We start from the raw sequence: 18,312 nt of genomic DNA on the forward strand, positions 1-18,312 counted from the left end.
TTAAGCGCTATTCTTGATTAGGTGTGCTCTAACGTCCATCAGGGCATATCCCAATAAATTAAGCCCCTGCCAGTTCTTAGGATCTTGGATCAACGGATCATTTTCTGCCAATCCGACTCCCCAGATTTTATCAACAGGGCTGGCTTCAACAATGACCTTATTTTGTGTAGCGATTAAAAATGCTTTCAAATTCTGGTTTTGTTCAAATTTGAGCCGGTTGGCTCTGACAACGATTTTAAAGCGTTCGGCATTCCAGATTTCCTCGTTAAAGCGCTTGACTTGTCTGCCAAGTTTTTTCGCGTCATTTGGGTGGGGGGCAGAGAGTATTTGCGCCGCAATATCTGGATTGTCAAATAGCGTGGCTTTCGCGTACATCATGTAGTGCTCAGCTGTTTTAAAGTGTTTATCAGCTTCAGAAAAAGGTGCGTCAAACCACTGGCTAAAACATGACTTTGAGACGCCACTTTTAGGCTTTTGATGACCCCAAAAATAAATATATTGAGCGGTATTACCTTGTGCTAAAAATGCTTGTAAAGCGTTATTGTTATTAATCAACTTTGATACTCCTAGTTTATGTAAAGTTGAATAGATTTTATAAGTGTGGTTGTGGTGTTGGGCTGATTAGCTGGAGGGTACCACAAAACGCCTTTGCATGTGGCAATCATTACTGACTTACCATCGCCAAGGGGGGCAAATACGTAGGCGTCGTATAGCAATATAAAGCGGGCCTGTTGGCACCGTATCAATTGCTAGATGTGACGCCACTGTTTGTCATCTGTGTCGTGAGTGTTACGGCCCTTTTCTATGCTTGTCTATTGTGCTGGGCATTCACTCGGTTAAATACTGCGCTGTTTAGTCAAGTAGGTATTAACAAGAAGAGATATAGCGTGCACGTAACGCCACATGGTTGGCTATCTCATCAAAAGTGGTGTGAAAATAGAGCCAAGCGAGTCATATTTATGACGATGAGCTGAGTGTTTGTTTATTAATCAGTAGGTGGTGGCCAAAAAATAGCCATGATTACGAAAAAACTCTCTAAAAATACTCGACAACCGTTTATTTCAGTGTATCCTACGCCTCGTATGAAGATATTTGATTTATTTGTTGTTTGCTTTAGTTTCTGTTTTTGTTCATAAAACCTAATTTTAGTCACTCACTTTACTTCCAATACTGTACACTTTTTTTAACTTTTAACTAAATAGGTTTATTTATGTCTCAAGTAACAGGCACTGTAAAATGGTTCAACGAGTCAAAAGGTTTTGGCTTTATCGCACAAGAAAATGGTCAACCAGACGTTTTCGTTCACTACAGAGCAATCCAATCAGACGGTTTCCGCTCTTTGACTGAAGGTCAAAAAGTTAACTTCACAGTTACGCAGGGCGCTAAAGGTCCTCAAGCTGAAAACGTAACAGTAGCTTAATTGTTATGTTTGGGTGTGATTTGCTTGCAAGTCACACCTGATTAAATCTATATCCTGCCTAAATCAACAAAAACGCTTATCTTTTATCCCTCTACTTTTCGCTTCTTGAACGCGTTTAACTTTTTCTGCTAACCCACCATATCATGACAAAATTATGCATTAATGTTTGGACCCATTTTAGGGTAATTAAATATGTTATTTTGTACTATATTTCAGCAATTTAATTAGGTACATTCACACTGGTTAATACTCAATTAGGAAGTGTGATATGGAACTAGAGATTTTCGTGGTTGATGCGTTTACGCACGAGCAATTTAAAGGAAATTCAGCAGCAGTGGTCCCCCTAGAAAGCTGGATCAGTGACCCTCTGATGCAGAAAATTGCAGCAGAAAATAACCTTTCTGAAACTGCTTTTATCGTTAAAAATTCAGAAAATAGTTACCATATCCGTTGGTTCTCTCCGCTGACTGAAATTGATTTCTGTGGCCATGCAACGCTTGCTACTGCTTTTGTGCTTTTTAATTACTGCGATGTTGAGAGTGAGGTTGCATTTACGACGAATAAAGTGGGCAGCTTGTTGGTGAAATCTCAAAGTGATGGAAAAATTGCCATGAACTTTCCTTTGCAACAACCAGAGCCTGTGTCTGACGTGCCCGAGTCGATTCTTGAAGGCCTTTCAATTGTACCTAAAGAGATACTAAAAAATCGCCAAGCATACTTTGCAGTGTATCACTGCCAACAAGAAGTTGAACAGGTTAACTATCAGTCCGACATTCTAAAAAAACTGGCCCCATTTGATGTGGTTGTGACTGCCAAAGGAGACGATGTGGACTTTGTGTCTCGATATTTTTGGCCTGCTAATGGAGGGGATGAAGACCCGGTGACAGGTTCCATTCATACGGGGTTAGCACCATATTGGGCGCAGCAGCTCAAGCTGTCTAAGTTGCGTGCTTACCAAGCGTCTGCGCGTGGAGGTATGTTAGATTGCGATGTGGACTTTGGGTCTAACCGAGTAACCATAGTCGGTGACGGGGTTTTATATCTAAAAGGGCGCATATTTGTTTAACACACTGACATAGAAAGGGAACATCAATGAACAAAGAAAAGATAGCGATATTCGGCTTATTATTCGTTGCGCTGATGGCAAGTGTCACTGTGGTCGCGCATATGGCTTGTATTCCGTTGGGAGAATCGTGTTACCGCGCACAATTGGCACCTGAGGTATTAGTTGAATCTGCAAGGAATGGCACGATGATAGCGCCAATTGCAACCGTCATGGTGTCTGCATTATTTGCCTTGTGTGCAGCCTATGCGCTGGCTGGCGCTGGGTATATAAACCGTTTGCCTCTAACAAATTGGGCGCTACTCACCATCGCGATTTTATGCACATTGCGTGGCCTCACAGGGGGGATTTTGAGCCTAGTACTTCCCGAGCTGGTAACATTTTTCAGTGTTGTTGCGAGCTTGATTTGGCTTATATGTGGTGTCTTGACCTTTTTGGCACTAAGGTGGCTGGCGATCTGGCCACCTCAGCGAGGTAGCGCTATAAATACTTAAATACAAAATTTTGGCTTGTGCGTTTGAGCTTTAGGTAATGCTTACATGGCAAGTAAAGTGCGGCGGTCAGTAAGACCCACATCAAATACACGAGCCATAAGTTGGGGTGGTAAAGGGGAGGCCACGTATCTGGGTTGTCTAACACACCAATAGTACGGCCATATTGAATCTTTGCGTAAAGCTGTGCACTGAGGTTGATAAAAGGAATATGGATCAGATAATAGAATAGCGGTACGCCACCAAAGACTTTCAACCAAGCTATCCAACGTGTTGTTAAAGTTAATTGTTCAAGTACAGCGAGCATTAACAAACCAGGCCCTAATGTCATTAACAAATAAAGCAATGATGGTGGGTACTTGGTGGTATTGAGCAATGACATGAGCGTTGTAACAGTGCTTGGGTATTCAATAAATAGGTTAGGATCTCCATAGAAGTTTGTGAGCTTTAATAGAACAAAAGTCGCGATAGAAATTAGACCTATACTGGCAAAGATTCGACACCTCATTGCACGACTGGTATTGAAGATGGGCGCAATAAAGTACCCTAGGGCCATGACGGCAAACCAAGGTATCAACGGGTAGATCACAAAGATCTGCCAGTTTGCGGTTAGGTTTATTATCGTAGGTGCATGTAGTAAGTGCCAAAGCCAGTCAAAATGCGTGCCGAATACGCTTATAATCTCAGTATCATTGAATGAATTGTGGAAAGTGATTACAGATACAGACAGGGCGCCTAACCACTTCATGGGAAGATAAATTAGGCCTGCGAGAATTACCATAGACCAGCCAATTACCCAAATCACTTGTAAAATCACGATATCAAAAGCAAATTGCCAACTAAAGCTGATAACAGTTAGCTCTAAAAAGACCAACCACATCCCGCGACTTAGTAAATAATTACGCAATTGCGTCCTTGATTGCACTTTTTCGCCATATAAGTACGCACTTATCCCAGTTAAAAAGACAAAAAGAGGTGCGCAGAAATGAGTCACCCAGCGAGTAAAAAACCATGCAGGCGTTGAGTTTTCTATATCTGTCGGCATAAATGGCGTGATGGCCCAGTAGTGGCGTGTATGATCTAGAGCCATTAATATTATGATGAAACCGCGTAAAATATCGAGAGAAATCAGTCTATTTTTATTGCCCACATTTTAAACCCAGTTGCTATTGCATACCTTGTTTTAACAAATAAGGCACAAAATATAAACAAGATGTTTTTCAAGTACTGGGTGAGTTTATATTTTAGGCAATGGATTGTGCGCTCACTTCCTGAACTGATGTGCCGAAATGACGCTTAAATTGTTTTGCTAATGCCTGTGCGTTTTGATAGCCAACTGACGCTGCAATATCGTCAAATCGTAAATTTGAGTAAATAAGCTTTTCTTTGGCTTTTTCTAGCCTCAGTAAGCGTATGTATTCGAAGGGTGTCATACCGATTGCTGATTTAAAACGGCGGATCAATGTGCGCTCGGACAGACACGCTATTTTTGCGAGCTGTTTTAGCGATAGCTGAGTTTTGAGATTGACTTTTATATGTTGTTGTACCTTGTGGAGCGTACTGTCTTTATGCTGTTCTAACGCTCCGCTCATTAGAAATGCGGTTTGTCGAAGCTGTGGTTCTGGTATTGCCAGCCAATTAGCGACTTTATCCGCAACATGACGGCCAATTTGGTCGCGGATCAGAGCGAGTACCACATACATGTAGCTATGTGCAGCACCTGCGGTATACAGCTGCTGATGACAAAAGTAGATAGGTTTTGTGTCGAGTTTTAAATGAGGGTAATAACGATTAAAAAACGCTTCGAGCCACCAACTTGCAGTAAACGGTTGGTTCTCTAATAGGCCAAGCGCAGCCGCATATGCAACCCCACAACAACCAGCAACCAAAGTCGTGTGCGACTTGGCTTGTAATTTTTCTCGCAGCGACTTTTTGTATTTCGCGAAAAGTTGGCATTCCTGCCATAGCTGTTTATCGCCTTGGTACTGGCTACCAATGATAATGAGGACATCAAAGTTTTCTAAATCACGTAATTGACAGTCGGTTTTAAATGTTAGTCCTTGACTACTGGTGATTTCTTGGCCTTCGAGTGACACTATTTGCCAATGATAGTACGTTTTTTGGAGCACCTGATTGGTGACATGGAGTACGTCAATGATACCCGTCAAAGCACTTGCCATTACGCCTTGTTGACATAGAAGTGCTACATTCATGTCGTTTTCACCCTCAAATATGTCATTAGTGACACTTTAGGCGGAAGGGAAGGACTTGTAAAGTGAACACGTGTTCAATAGAAGGAAATAACCAATGTGGATCCAATATCCGATTTTTGCACTCATTTTACTTTTTCTCTGGCTCTGGCTTGCAACAGCCAGTATGCGTATCAAAGCGGTGAGACGCGGTGAACTATCACTGAAAGCTGTTAATTTTGTCCTCAAAGATGAAATGAATAAACGTACTCGGCTGCTGGGCAATAGCTACGATAACCAATATCAACAACCCATTTTGTTTATATGTTTATTGGCATTTTTACATATTGATGGATTCGCTAATTTGGGGTGGTATTCACTCGCAATCACTTTTGTTGTCGCAAGATATTGGCACTGTTTTGAGCACATACGTGGTGTAAACATTCGGCACAGGACATATGCTTTCGCACTTTCCAGTGTGAGTTTATTCATTGGATGGGGGTGTTGGTTCGCGGTAATGAGCATGCAATAACCCTATGTTGCTATCCGGGGGGATAGACAAAAAAGCAAGGCTAGGCCTTGCTTTGATAGGTATCATTGTTTTGCCACAATTAACCTGTGTGGCGCAGTGAGAATCCCCAGTGGTGTTCACCAGACATAATGCTGTACTTATTTGAGCCACTCAATCATATTGCCGATCAGCGCTTGCGTTGCCGTTAAACCATCGGGCCCACCCACATCGCATAACCCTAAGCCACAGCCATCAAAATGATGGTTTGCTTTTTCAAGTAAGTGCAATTCACTGCCAGTACGACATTGAATTTGGGCATATTGCTTTGTAAACGCGATATCATTTGCTTGTACAGGACCATTGATAATGTCACCCGCCAGCGCATTACAGAGTCTGATTGACTGACTTGGAGAGACTATAGTGTCCGCCATGCCGTGACTTATGAACATATCAGGTGCAAGAAATGGATAGCGTTCAATATATTCAAGAAGGCTGTTGTTCAAGATGACAGGTTCATTACCAGTGAGTTCACGCCAGTCTGATTTACCCGATAAGATTGCGATCATTCTCTCGATGTAACCATGCACATAGGTGCCATCTTGGACTTCTTTTAGTTGGTGTGCAAAGTCAGGTACGGGAAACATGGGGGCGATTTTTTCAATCATGAATGGAAATTGTTGAGACAGCCAAACTGACATATGACCACCCGCAGACTGACCCGTCAGACGGATAGACTTGTTGCTACGCGTGTACTTATAGTTGTTAAATAAAGCCCAAAGATAGGCATCGCGAATGTCTTGCTTGCTGTCTTCAATATTAACTTGGTTACATGCAGGCCCCGCTTCACGGTCTTCTACCAGGCGATAGTAAGGCATATATACAACGAACCCAGCATCTGTGAATTGTGCAATTTGTGCCTCAGCTGTACGTGCTGTTCCTAGCCTTTCTAGCCATCCACCACCGTGGATCATCATCAGTGGTGTTGCGTTTTGCACGTTAGCATTTTTATAAACACGCATTTCTAGGTGACAAGCACCTCGCTCACTATAGGTTGTTTTATAGGTCGCACGTTGAACAAGCGGAACTTCACGGAAGCTTTGTGGGCGTGTGGTAATGGGTAAGGTTGCAGTGTAGCCTGGCATCCACGCATCATGCACGTAGTTCAGATCTTCACTGTTTCCATATTTTTCAGCTTTGTAGTCGAATTCTCTAATACAAAATTCGGAATCAGATTCATTTTTATATTCAATCGCTGTACTACATTGGGCGTCAGTATAATACCAACCGCGTGTTGCTGTATGGGCTTGTACTTCTGTACAGTGGCCATCTTGACTATACAGTTTGGGCAATTGTTCTGCTGCCGGTTTAGTTGCGACTGCGGCAAAGCAATAACTGGCACCGCGTAAAATGTGCTCGATTTCGGGTGACTGGTTATTGAGCAATTCTCTAAGCGCTTGGTCATGTTCCTTAAAATAGCCCATGCTGGCAGTCAGAGGGGCATTACCGTCCGTAGGTTGACCGCTTAAATAATGCGCAAGCAAATTTTGAGGATCAGGAAAAACAGATGCGCTTGCCGCCGCTGAGATTGTCAGTGCGACACTGCCAAGTAAGTGTGATACGTATTTCATAATGGTTCCTTGTTGACTTACTGACAGTTAAGACGGTGCAATTTTTCAAATATTTAGGGGATTTATAATTTAAATTATGGCAATTTTAAAATCGTTGAAAATTGTCAATGCAAGCAAAAAACGCAGTGTATTTATAGTCATAACTAGCAATGTGTAATATGGCTCGCTGATTACGTTATTCGAATCGGGTGAAGTAAATAGCGATATGGCAAGGATGTGGAGCACATCAAATAATACGTAGCTGAGTAATCTGAGAATCTAAAAAGCCCCATTGAGGGGCTTTTTAAACGTGTTTAGTCGTTCATCAATTGGTTTATGTACTTAACTGGGGCACTCCCATAACTTAAGAACGTTTCGTGGAAAGCTTTTAAATCAAAGTTTTCGCCAAGCTGTTCCTTTTGTTTTTCACGTAAGTCATAAATCTCACGGTAACCACTGTAATAGCTCGTCAACTGAACTTGGCTTAAGGTTGCACGACGCCACTTACCCTCGGCTTCAGCACGTTCTTGGAAGGCGCCATTCATTAACAAGTCTAGTCCCTGCTCACGGCTAATTCCGTTTACCTGAATACCGTAATCTAATAAGGTGTTGCAGATAACGCGTAAGTTCCACTTGTAATACATGAGCCACATTTCTGGTTCATGGTCACCGTATCCTTCCTCGAGCATCATACGCTCGGTGTAAACAGCCCAACCTTCAATCATCGCGCCATTACGTAAGACACTTTTAACCAAAGAAGGCGATTTATTAGCATACACCAGTTGCGTGTAATGGCCTGGTACCGCTTCATGAATGTTCAGAATCTGTAAGATCCAGTGATTGTACTCACGTAGGATTGAGCTTGCTTGCGCTTCGCTGCGAAGCTCTAAAGGTTCTACATTGTAGTAGGTATTTTCCTTGCTATCGTATGGACCAGGAGATGAAATTGACGCCATGGCAAAGCCGCGCATGTATTCAGGTGTTTCTCGCACAACCAGCGGTTTTTCTGGATCCAGAGTGATCAAGTCTTTTTCCATTACGAACTTTTCTAGTAGTGGAATTTGTCGTTTTATTTCAGCAACAAAATTTTCTTTTGCTACATGGTTTTGAGACAGATGCTTGATAAGCTTTGAGATCGCGTGAATATCGTCTGTTGGCCTTGTGGTATCTGGGAAGTACTTTGGCCAAAGTTGATCAGTGAGAGTGATCATTTCTTTAGTGACACGGGCTTTATCAGCCAGCGCTTTTTCATACATCTTTTTGGCTGTGTATCCCGATTGAATATCAAACGCGAACTTTTCTTCGTACAGCTCTTCGCCAATTCTAAAGCTGCGTGCAGTACCGTTCTCTGCCAACTCTTTTTCAAGCTTCGTCAAAAATGAGATGTAACCATTGATGGCTGTTTTTGCATCTGCAAAACGTTTTTTAAACAGTGCCTTTTCCTGTGCAGTGAGTACGTCGGAAGCGTCCACTTGGTCAAGTAGATCGTCTTTTAAAACTGCAAAGGCCCCTTCATTTTGAGCTATCGCAAGTTGTGTATATTCTATCGTTGGCGTATCGATATTTTGTTGTGCGGCTGCGTAGTAATCCGGGACGTATTTTAAGCGCTCTAATACTGTCTTAAATTTATCAGCCTCTGATTTAAAGCGGCTATTTAAGATATTTGCAAATCCATAAGAAACGTTATAAGTAGAAGGATTCCACTGCCAGCCTTTGAACTTTTCAGTGCTCCAAATCGCTTTTTTCAAATTGTTTTCTATTAAATAGTAATCCGTTTTTTGATTGCCACTTAATGAATTAATATCGAAGTTGTAAAGCTCGGCTAATTTATTTTTTGAGAATTGAACATTGCTAGCGCGCATTGTCGCATTTGGAATGGTGATGATGTCATCATATTTTCCATAGCCAGCATACTGAGAAAATTCTGGGTACTGGCGCCATAAGTCTTCAATGAACTGATCGGAAAATGCACTGAACGCTTGGTTTTGAGTAACTTGTGTAACCGGCTTAAGTGTCGATTCTGACACGGTATTGATTGAATTACAGCCTACTAGAGTGAGAGCGGCTGCAACTGCCAGGGTGAGCGCAGTTTTATTCATTCGTTTGTTCCTATTTTTTCATTTTGGCTATCATAGCAATTTTTTGCTGCCTTGGCTTGTTCTGGGTGGTCAAGCCATACTGCCCCATTAGCTTCAGTGGCAACAATATCTTCAGGGTTGTACATAGGGCAGGATTTCATTGATAAACATCCGCAGCCGATACAGCCGTCAACCATTTCCCGTACACGCATCATGTAGGCAATTTTTTCATCTAATTGAGCCTGCCAAAATCGGGACATTCTTGCCCAATCTTCTTTGGTAGGCGTGCGACTTTGTGGGAGCTTGGCCAGTGTTTCCTTTATTTCCACCAATGAGTTTCCCATTTTTTGTCCTGCTTTGATAACAGCAATACGCCTTAAAACATCTTTTTTGTATCTTCTTTGATTCCCTGTGTTGCGCCAGCTGCGAATGAGCCCTTTGGTCTCGTAGAAGTGTAATGTAGACACCGCGACATCGGCTCGTTTTGCTACTTGCCCTACGCTCAGCCTTGGTTCATCGCGCTCATTTTTCGCTGTCATTGCTATTGCCCCTTGAAAAAATATTTAAAACCACTTTACCTAAACCTAAGTTGAGGTTTTAGCCTAGCAATAAATCAATCATAGGAGAATAACTTTGAATACAATTATTGTTTACTCAAGTGCGAATAAAGAAGGAAACACAGGCAAGGCAGTACGGGAACTAGCTCAAGACCTTAATGCACAGACACTATTTTTAGATGACTACGTAATTCATGATTACAGCTACGAACATACACACAAGGATGACGATTTTAGAACCTTGTTTAGAGAGGTATTACAGTATGAACATGTGGTGTTTGCGTCTCCTGTTTATTGGTACGCGGTCACACCAAGAATGAAAGCGTTTATTGATCGTATTACTGAGTTTATGGACGATGAAATGCTTCAACCTGAACTTCGGATATTGCGTGAAAAACACTTCTCAATATTGTCTACCTCTATTCATCGAGATGCCCCAAAAGCGTTTACTGACATGCTACAAAAAACCTTTGAATATTTAGGTATGACACTTAAAGGAACTCATCACCAGCAATATCAAGCGCAGCCCTAACTGTTTTCCTTGTTGATATATTGCGTTTGGTATTGCTTAGGGGTTTGGTTGAACGCTTTCTTGAAGCTTCTACTAAGTTGGCTGGGGTGACTAAACCCCAGCGAAAACGCAATGCTTGTTACGCTTTTACCTTGTTGTAGTTGTTTTCGAGCTGACATTAGCTTTTGACCATGCAGCCATTGTTGTGGCGTGGTGCCTACCAATAATTTAAATTGCTCAAAAAATTTACTGCGACTCATGCACGCAATTTTCGAGAGCTGTTCAATATCTAATTGTTGCGTAAGGTCTTGTTGCATTTGTTCAAGCGCGGCTTGGATCCCTGTGCTGATATGGCCTTGATTGATTTGTTTGAATAAAAAGTCGCGACTTTGTTGTTGGAGCAGTCTCGCAACCAATTCATTTAACGCAAGATCGATGTAAAACGCACGCTGTGAGTCATTTTCACTGAATAATTGAATAAGGCGGTTTAGTAACTGTTGAGTTTGTACATTGTGCTCGTTGTGAACCAACTGACTGTGATATTCAAACTGAACATCTTGAATGGGGTGCGCATAATTGAGCATATCTGCAACCGCAGCTATTTTGTCTCTGCTAATTTCAATTGCGAGGCAGGTGGTGGGTTTGTCAATACGTGCCGTTGGGAAGTCAATAAATACTGCTTGCTTTGGTGCCAAGACAAAACTTTCATTAGGTAAAAAAGGTTGATGGTAATCGCAGCTATTTACATGCATCACTTTTTTACCCGTCAACATGCCACAAAACAAAACTTCGCTTGAGCATAGACGAATGTGTTGCGCATTTTCATAGGTGTCATAAATACTGAGCTCTACGTCCTTTGCAGCAAAATGCACACGGTTTTCAACCAGCGTTGACACTTTTCGTCTTTGCTTATTTAACTGTTCTAGCATAAGAGAATATTCCTTGTTTGGACTGATGCGCAAACTTTTTGTACGGATTGTTAAGTTTTTAATCTGCCTTTTTATTAATGTCAATCAAATGAATAAAAGACCACACTACTGCGGCCTACGCTTTGTGGTCAATAAAATAATGACAATATCAAGTTGAAGAGGCACTTATGATTTATGCAAACCCTAATTCACCCGATGCTATTGTGAATTTTAAACCTCGGTATGAGAACTATATTGGAGGAAAGTGGACACCGCCCGTGGATGGTGCCTATTTCGAAAATATTAGCCCTGTAAATGGTAAAAGCTTCTGTCAGGTGGCCCGTTCAAACGAAAAGGACATTGAGCTTGCATTGGATGCAGCGCACCAAGCAAAGGACAAGTGGGGAACAACATCGGTAACTGAGCGCAGCAACCTCTTATTAAAAATAGCTGACCGTATTGAAGAAAATCTCGAACATCTAGCTGTTGCCGAAACTTGGGACAATGGCAAGGCAATTCGTGAAACACTGGCTGCAGATGTACCGCTCGCAGCAGATCACTTTCGTTACTTTGCCGGATGTATTCGAGCACAAGAAGGTAGCATTGGAGAAATTGATGAGCATACGGTCGCATACCATTTCCATGAACCCCTTGGCGTCGTAGGGCAGATCATTCCTTGGAACTTTCCGCTTTTGATGGCTGCTTGGAAGCTTGCGCCTGCGCTCGCGGCGGGCAACTGTGTTGTACTAAAACCGGCTGAACAAACCCCGGTATCGATTTTAGTGTTGTTGGAACTCATCGAGGACTTACTTCCTGCGGGCGTACTCAATATAGTGAACGGGTATGGTAAAGAAGCGGGAGAAGCACTGGCCACCAGTGGTCGCATAGCTAAAATTGCATTTACCGGTTCGACGCCGGTCGGTGCCCATATTTTGAAGTGCGCTGCCGACAACATTATTCCTTCTACGGTCGAGTTAGGGGGGAAGTCTCCAAATATTTATTTTAATGATGTAATGCAAGAAGATGATGCGTATCTAAGTAAGTGTATAGAGGGGGCGGTGCTGGCTTACTTTAATCAAGGGGAAGTATGTACATGCCCTTCTCGCCTATTTGTTCAAGAAGATATCTATGATGACTTTATCGCCAAGGTGATTGAGCGAACGCAACAAATTAAGCGAGGCAATCCGTTGGACACTGAAACCATGGTCGGTGCGCAAGCTTCTCAGGCGCAGTTTGATAAAATTTTGAGTTATATAGACATTGGTAAGCAAGAGGGCGCAAAAGTATTATTGGGTGGAGAAGTAGAAAAGCTCGATCACGAATTTAACCAAGGTTACTACATTCAACCGACTTTGCTAAAAGGCCACAATGATATGCGCGTTTTCCAAGAGGAAATATTCGGACCAGTGATCTCGTTGTGTACGTTTAAAGATGAAGCAGAAGCGCTCGCAATGGCCAATAGTAGCGAGTTTGGTCTCGGCGCTGGGGTTTGGACTCGAAACATGAATCGCGCCTATCATTTTGGACGTAAAATCGAGGCGGGTAGGGTATGGACAAATTGCTATCATATGTATCCTGCACATGCGGCATTTGGTGGTTACAAACGCTCTGGAATAGGCCGTGAGACTCATAAAAAGGCTCTCGATCATTACCAACAAACCAAAAACCTTCTAGTCAGCTATAGTGAAAGTCCTCTTGGGTTCTTTTAAGTTATAGCCTTTGCAAGATGCGCGACCAGTCTCATGGTTGCGCTCTTTTTCATGGCATTATTTGGCCAAATTGCAAAAACAGGAATTGGAGACACACGCCATTCGGGTAAAAGCTCAACAAGGGTTCCGTCCTCTAAAAAGTTTTCAACTAAATAGGTCGGTGGTGTCGCTACGCCTAACCCATCAATACAGAGTTGGGTCATTCCTTCTACGCTGTTCACTGAGATTTGGTGAGGAAATTCAACGTCAACACGGCCAAACACGGGATGCGTTAGGGTTCGCTTAGCTGGCAAACTAGTGAGCTTGATCCAGGGGACCTGTGAGAGTGCGTGCGGTTGAGAGATTGGAGTGTATTGAGCTACGAACTGTTTAGTACATACAAGCCGTCTTGTGATTTGCCCAAGCCGCCTACTTTTTAAGTCGCTACTTGGTAAGGTACCAACACGTATTGCTAGATCGATGCTTTTTTCAATGAGGTTTTCAAACACATCGCTATAAAGAATATTGACCTCTAGGTGTGGATGGCGCTGGCAAAAACTAGCCAGTGCTCGGGTATAGTCAGACCGTGTCAGTGCCGTGGGGAGACTGATGGTTATCTTACCGCGCAGCGTATCGCTTTGCTCAGTAATGGACAAAAGCCCTTCCTCCACTATTTCCAGCATATTTTTACTGACTTTTTGCAGTGCCTCCCCTTGGCTCGTTAAAGACAGTTTACGTGTTGAGCGATATAGCAGTGCGGTATCAAGTTTCTTCTCAAGTTCAGCAATATGGTAGCTGATAACTGAAGGCGAAAGGTTTAACTTTCGTGCTGCGCCGCGAAAAGACCCTTGTTCAATAACGGTAGCAAAGATGGCAATACTCTTTAAATCGTCAATCATATTGAATAACTATTTAGAACAGTGAAATCCATTTATACCACCTAATCAATCAAATTACATACTTGTATTATCACCCATAGTTAAGAAGGAGAGAGATATGTGTGTTTTAATTGCTATGGGGCTGTATGCCTTTTCAATGTCCATAACCCCGGGACCAGTAAACTTAATAATATTTTCGAGGGCGGTTAATCTGGGAGTGGGCCGCACTTTGCCATTTGTACTCGGGGCGACAATAGGATTTTGTACAGTTTTGTTAAGTGCTGGGCTTGGGCTCGGCTTGGTAGTACAACAATATATTTGGCTGACTAATTTAATCGCATTGCTTGGTTGTGGTTTTGTTTTTTATTTGGCTATACAGTTTTTAAAATCACGTTCGAACATTCAGTCGACACCTCAATCTAAAATCGGCTTTTGGTCAGGTGCTGCACTAATGGCTTTAAATCCAAAAGCTTGGTTAGCCGCGATTGCTGGTACCAGTTTGTTTGTACCAACTGGCCAGCTAACTCAGTTACTTGTGTTTGTCTGCTTGTACGGCGCAATTTGTTTTCTGAGCCTCAACTTATGGGCGATATTAGGTAAAAAAATGTCCGATACTTTTTCACTTTCTCGGTACGTTTTTTATTTGAATCAAGTGACGGGTATTCTGCTCCTTGTTGTGTGTGGTTACATCGTTGTCGGGTTAGGTATGGGCTTATAACTTAACGTCTGTGTGGGTCGCATTACATATTAATGCGTTATTGTATTTTTGGTGGTTTAATTCGGCCTTCTTGATCAAATAAGCCTTTGCTAACGGTCTTGTCACTTTTACTGATATTCAGGTACACCTAGTCTGTTCATCGTATTAATCGTTTTGGCTTTAATCATGACTTTTGTGTTGGCTGCTGAAGATACGATTTTTCAACTTGTCACTCGTAAGCAGCTTAATACGATAAACGCCCGTTTCAGCCAGCGAGCCCACATGATAACCTAGGCTTCTTTCCTGTGTTTTAACCAAGTTGGTGCATTAATATTATGACGCAGGTTCTCGGGTGGCCTTTCTATCGATATTGGGCATTTTCCCTTTTGAAGATTTGAGTCACGGCACCTTTGGTTGCAATAATTCACCTAACACTTGACCATCCGATACATTCATCATTGATAACGCTGCACTGACAATATCGTGACTACCTGTATCTTTGGCTAAGTGCAACTTACGCCGAGTTTGACCCTTATTAGCTTGATTAGCTTGGTGTTTTCGAGTACGCCAGTCGCCATTGGCATAAACTTTTAGGTCGGGACAATCGACAGCAATATCTATAAACCCCTGCGTGGTTGGCTTGGTTCGATATTGCATATCTAGTACCTTTCCTCGCTTGCACAAACAGCTGCAACTGGGGAAGTAGGCGTCTCCATTTAATTGGGATTGAGCTAACGCCCCACTCAAGTGCTCAAAGTAGCAATTTAAAAGCAGAGCGAAGTGCAAAGTCAGAAAATTTATATTAACGGCCACGTCTACCGAGTTTTTGACGGTTTGCCATTGTTGAATAGCGTCATTACTGAGCCAAATAGCAATATTGCCGTATTGTATCAATGCTTGATTATAGGCAGAGCAATTCGTGATTTTCTTGTTTTATTGGCTGTGTTACGCTGATTTTTTTGAACTGTTCGTGAAAACGAATAGAAGTTCAATTGTTTATAAAGTAAGGGTGATATAGTAAGTTTTTACTAACATTTTCCATTTCATCCGTTTATAAAAGCACTCCTTTTTCAATTTTAAATATACAGCTCAATTATTTTTGTTTTTATAGTGTGAAAGCTATTTTCTAATTGATTTTTCTGAAGTTTACTTGTTTTTTTAAAAATGTACCTGGCTATTTATTTTGTAAAAAACAATATTTATGTTGCAAAATTATCTTAATAAAATTAAATTAAAAAATACTTTAACAACACACAAGGAATAGATAAATGAAACCTGTCTTAAAGAAAGCAAAATTAAAAAAACTAGTCGTAACAGACAGACATTTAACTCCACAGGACACTAAAAATATCGCAGGAGGCGCAGGAATAAGAGTACTTACATCCATTTTAATCTTCTGTGATACAGAAGTAGTTAAATAGATTGAACATGGGACAGGCGCCAATTTTTTGCTTAAATTATTAAAACTTGCCTGTCCTCTTTCTATATTTGACAAAAGTAAGCATGTGGCATCGACCGTAATATCAATAACCCCTGCGTGGTTTGCTTGGTTCAATATTGAACATATAGTACCACCCTCCCTCATACTGGCTACTATATCTGGGTGAGTTTTAAATTGAAAGGTGAATTAGCGAACCCTTCAAGTGCTTGAAGTAGCAAATTAGAAACAGAACGAAGTGTCAGACAAGTTTTAAGTGCAAAGTCAGAAAATTTATATTAACGGTCACGTCCACCGAGTTTTTGACGCTTTACCATTGCTAAATAGCGTCATTACTGAGCCGAATAGCGTCATTACTGAGCCGAATAGTAGCATTGTCATGCTGTATCAATGATCAATTATAGGTAGATTTTATCTAAATTTTCTTAGTCATGATGGTTTGGGCTGTGTTATGTTTTTTGCGCTGTTCACGCAAAAGGTTGGAAGTTTAATTATGTCGGCAACAATGCCGTTGAACTCCCCTTTTTTATCTACATTACTATGATTTTATTCGTGTTCTTGTTTTATAATGTGATGGTAGGAAAATTTTTGTTGTAAAAAATTAAATTTTTTGTTTTTTTGTACCTGAAAATAAATATAATACCGCCTCATTTAGAACAATAAGGGATAAAAATGTTACGTATCATCGCATCACTACTGTTTGTTGCTTTTTTAAGTGGTTGTCAATCAACTAAAATGAATGTCGCAACAGTACAAACTTTAAATAAAGTGGCTGAAGACAAATCAAGAGTTGTGTTTATGCGCTCTTCTTTTCTTGGCAATGCAATTCAATCAAGTGTTTATGAAGTAACATCTGGTGAACCTGAGTTTATCGGAATTGTTTCAAACGAAACTCGCGTAGCTTATGTGACTTCACCTGGTGAAAAAGTATTTATGGTAGTGGGTGAGTCAGCTGACTTTTTGAAAGCGTCACTTGATAGTGGTAAAACTTACTATTCTGTAGTTACACCTCGTATGGGTGTTTGGAAAGCGAGGTTTTCGCTTCATCCAGTTAGAAACGAAGGGCAAGATAAAACATTTTTATACTCATCAGATAAAATCAAAAAAATGATTACGGGTACTAAACTCGTAGAAGCTGGTGAAGAAGCGCTTGTGTGGGCTACAAATAACGCAGGTGATATCAAGAAAAAGTATGAGAAAAACTGGGCTAAGTGGCAAAAGAAAAGTGCTAAAGAACAGCAAGAAGCTACGATCAGAGCGGAAGATCATATTCACTAAGTCTCACGACACTCAGCTTGCAAACTGGTAACTGTGTCAGTTTGATGATTAAAAAAGGTCTTGCTAGTAATGAGCGGACCTTTTTTATTATTGTTCGTTAGTCAAATTGAAGTACTCAATCAAAGGATGAACCGCTTAAGGACCATCAGTGAATGAAGTCTCGTAACGCAGAATCCACTCAGCTAGTTGCTACGACATGGAGATAAGCTGAACGTCAATACAAAGCCTCTTTTAAAATATGATTTTTTACTGCTACCAGTCGTGACGCTGATTACGCGTTTGCTGCATTTAGAACTCAGCAGCTTAAAAAGGTAATATAACGTCTCTGCTCAAACTATGCAGATTATCTTGATTTTTACAAAAGCACATACGGTGCTAGCTAGCTTCATATTGCCTTATTATACTGAGGTTTTATAAATTTATTTTGATGCCAAATATTAATTATTTAATATTATCTTATGTGGTGATTTTTTTTGTTGATTGAAGTTTTTCATGGGTGTTAATGTGGTGTTGGTTTTTAATAACATATAAGGAAATTTTAATGAAATCACTTCTATTATCTATGGCTGCATTAACGATGTTTTCTGCAAGTGCTCAAATTGAGCTTGTTTCAACACCACAGGCCGAGCCTAAGGCATTCTCGAAAATTTATTATGTATGTAAGAAAGGTGGTAGGGCACTGTACCATGGTATCCTATATTTCAAGGTAGACTTGGCGCCAGAGCAACGCAACTGTAGTTGGGAAGGTGGCCAGTTATATTGGTCTACCACTGGGTATCCTTGGTAATTTAGTTTACAGTCTGAACACTGAGCTCTCTATGAATAGGAGCTCAGTTATTTATGATTTTTATTAATTTAAGTGATATATAAAACATTTAATAATTTATAATAAAATTAATTTATGTGTTTGTTGTTTTAATTGTGGTTGGACTTTTCTTTGTTTTTTAAATTAAAATTGTTGTCGATTTTAATTGTAGCTAATATATTAAAGAAAAGGA

Annotated in this window: 18 protein-coding genes; 9 read left to right on the forward strand and 9 right to left on the reverse strand. The window is 41.1% G+C overall.

Translation table 11 applies throughout. From position 1 onward, the window contains the following. Entirely contained in the window at positions 1–555 is a 555-nt protein-coding gene (locus tag L1286_RS20165) for an NADAR family protein (protein ID WP_235408814.1), read from the reverse strand. A 655-nt stretch (positions 556–1,210) separates the two neighbouring features. Between L1286_RS20165 and cspE the strand changes: the two genes are divergently transcribed. The 3 genes from cspE to L1286_RS20180 all read left to right on the forward strand — a co-directional run bounded on the left by cspE (position 1,211) and on the right by L1286_RS20180 (position 2,977). After that, positions 1,211–1,420, forward strand: coding sequence for a transcription antiterminator/RNA stability regulator CspE (cspE, locus tag L1286_RS20170; RefSeq protein WP_063358942.1), 210 nt, complete (start codon positions 1,211–1,213; stop codon positions 1,418–1,420). 268 nt (positions 1,421–1,688) lie between these two features. Beyond that, entirely contained in the window at positions 1,689–2,486 is a 798-nt protein-coding gene (locus tag L1286_RS20175) for a PhzF family phenazine biosynthesis protein (RefSeq protein WP_235408815.1), read from the forward strand. A gap of 26 nt (positions 2,487–2,512) precedes the next feature. Continuing rightward, positions 2,513–2,977 carry a hypothetical protein gene (locus tag L1286_RS20180; protein WP_235408816.1) on the forward strand — a complete coding sequence of 155 codons (465 nt, stop codon included), beginning with the start codon at positions 2,513–2,515 and terminating at the stop codon, positions 2,975–2,977. Here L1286_RS20180 and L1286_RS20185 read toward each other — a convergent pair. Both L1286_RS20185 and L1286_RS20190 read right to left on the reverse strand, forming a co-directional pair. Then, on the reverse strand, positions 2,964–4,124 hold the full coding sequence (locus L1286_RS20185) for a DUF1624 domain-containing protein (RefSeq protein WP_235408817.1): 1,161 nt from the start codon (positions 4,122–4,124) through the stop codon (positions 2,964–2,966). The genes L1286_RS20180 and L1286_RS20185 overlap by 14 nt on opposite strands. 94 nt (positions 4,125–4,218) lie before the next feature. After that, complete coding sequence (locus L1286_RS20190) at positions 4,219–5,187, reverse strand: GlxA family transcriptional regulator (protein WP_235408818.1); 969 nt, start codon at positions 5,185–5,187, stop codon at positions 4,219–4,221. A 94-nt stretch (positions 5,188–5,281) separates the two neighbouring features. Between L1286_RS20190 and L1286_RS20195 the strand changes: the two genes are divergently transcribed. Further along, complete coding sequence (locus L1286_RS20195; RefSeq protein WP_235408819.1) at positions 5,282–5,695, forward strand: MAPEG family protein; 414 nt, start codon at positions 5,282–5,284, stop codon at positions 5,693–5,695. Between the two features lie 137 nt (positions 5,696–5,832). On the opposite strand, the gene L1286_RS20200 is transcribed toward L1286_RS20195, so the two are convergent. The 3 genes from L1286_RS20200 to soxR all read right to left on the reverse strand — a co-directional run bounded on the left by L1286_RS20200 (position 5,833) and on the right by soxR (position 9,898). Next, positions 5,833–7,302, reverse strand: coding sequence for an alpha/beta hydrolase (locus tag L1286_RS20200; protein WP_235408820.1), 1,470 nt, complete (start codon positions 7,300–7,302; stop codon positions 5,833–5,835). 293 nt (positions 7,303–7,595) lie between these two features. After that, positions 7,596–9,380 carry a DUF885 domain-containing protein gene (locus tag L1286_RS20205; protein ID WP_235408821.1) on the reverse strand — a complete coding sequence of 595 codons (1,785 nt, stop codon included), beginning with the start codon at positions 9,378–9,380 and terminating at the stop codon, positions 7,596–7,598. Further along, complete coding sequence (gene soxR, locus L1286_RS20210; protein WP_235408822.1) at positions 9,377–9,898, reverse strand: redox-sensitive transcriptional activator SoxR; 522 nt, start codon at positions 9,896–9,898, stop codon at positions 9,377–9,379. The genes L1286_RS20205 and soxR overlap by 4 nt, the downstream gene beginning before the upstream one ends. Before the next feature lie 94 nt (positions 9,899–9,992). On the opposite strand from soxR, the gene L1286_RS20215 reads away from it, so the two are divergent. Further along, complete coding sequence (locus L1286_RS20215) at positions 9,993–10,448, forward strand: flavodoxin family protein (protein WP_235408823.1); 456 nt, start codon at positions 9,993–9,995, stop codon at positions 10,446–10,448. Here L1286_RS20215 and L1286_RS20220 read toward each other — a convergent pair. Continuing rightward, positions 10,445–11,356 (reverse strand): helix-turn-helix domain-containing protein, encoded by a 912-nt coding sequence (locus L1286_RS20220; protein ID WP_235408824.1) that lies wholly within the window; start codon positions 11,354–11,356, stop codon positions 10,445–10,447. The genes L1286_RS20215 and L1286_RS20220 overlap by 4 nt on opposite strands. Positions 11,357–11,523: 167 nt before the next feature. Between L1286_RS20220 and exaC the strand changes: the two genes are divergently transcribed. Beyond that, positions 11,524–13,044, forward strand: a complete 1,521-nt coding sequence (gene exaC / locus L1286_RS20225; RefSeq protein WP_235408825.1) for an acetaldehyde dehydrogenase ExaC — start codon at positions 11,524–11,526, stop codon at positions 13,042–13,044. Here the strand turns inward: exaC and L1286_RS20230 are convergent. Continuing rightward, positions 13,041–13,922, reverse strand: a complete 882-nt coding sequence (locus L1286_RS20230; protein ID WP_235408826.1) for a LysR family transcriptional regulator — start codon at positions 13,920–13,922, stop codon at positions 13,041–13,043. The genes exaC and L1286_RS20230 overlap by 4 nt on opposite strands. A gap of 97 nt (positions 13,923–14,019) precedes the next feature. Between L1286_RS20230 and L1286_RS20235 the strand changes: the two genes are divergently transcribed. Beyond that, entirely contained in the window at positions 14,020–14,619 is a 600-nt protein-coding gene (locus L1286_RS20235; protein ID WP_235408827.1) for a LysE family translocator, read from the forward strand. A gap of 378 nt (positions 14,620–14,997) precedes the next feature. Here the strand turns inward: L1286_RS20235 and L1286_RS20240 are convergent, their stop codons facing one another. After that, complete coding sequence (locus L1286_RS20240; RefSeq protein WP_235408828.1) at positions 14,998–15,255, reverse strand: hypothetical protein; 258 nt, start codon at positions 15,253–15,255, stop codon at positions 14,998–15,000. Between the two features lie 1,453 nt (positions 15,256–16,708). On the opposite strand from L1286_RS20240, the gene L1286_RS20245 reads away from it, so the two are divergent. Continuing rightward, positions 16,709–17,314, forward strand: a complete 606-nt coding sequence (locus L1286_RS20245; RefSeq protein WP_235408829.1) for a hypothetical protein — start codon at positions 16,709–16,711, stop codon at positions 17,312–17,314. A 541-nt stretch (positions 17,315–17,855) separates the two neighbouring features. Then, entirely contained in the window at positions 17,856–18,101 is a 246-nt protein-coding gene (locus L1286_RS20250; RefSeq protein WP_235408830.1) for a hypothetical protein, read from the forward strand. Positions 18,102–18,312 lie beyond the last annotated feature (211 nt).

Source organism: Pseudoalteromonas sp. SMS1 (assembly GCF_021530565.1).
GTDB lineage: Bacteria > Pseudomonadota > Gammaproteobacteria > Enterobacterales > Alteromonadaceae > Pseudoalteromonas.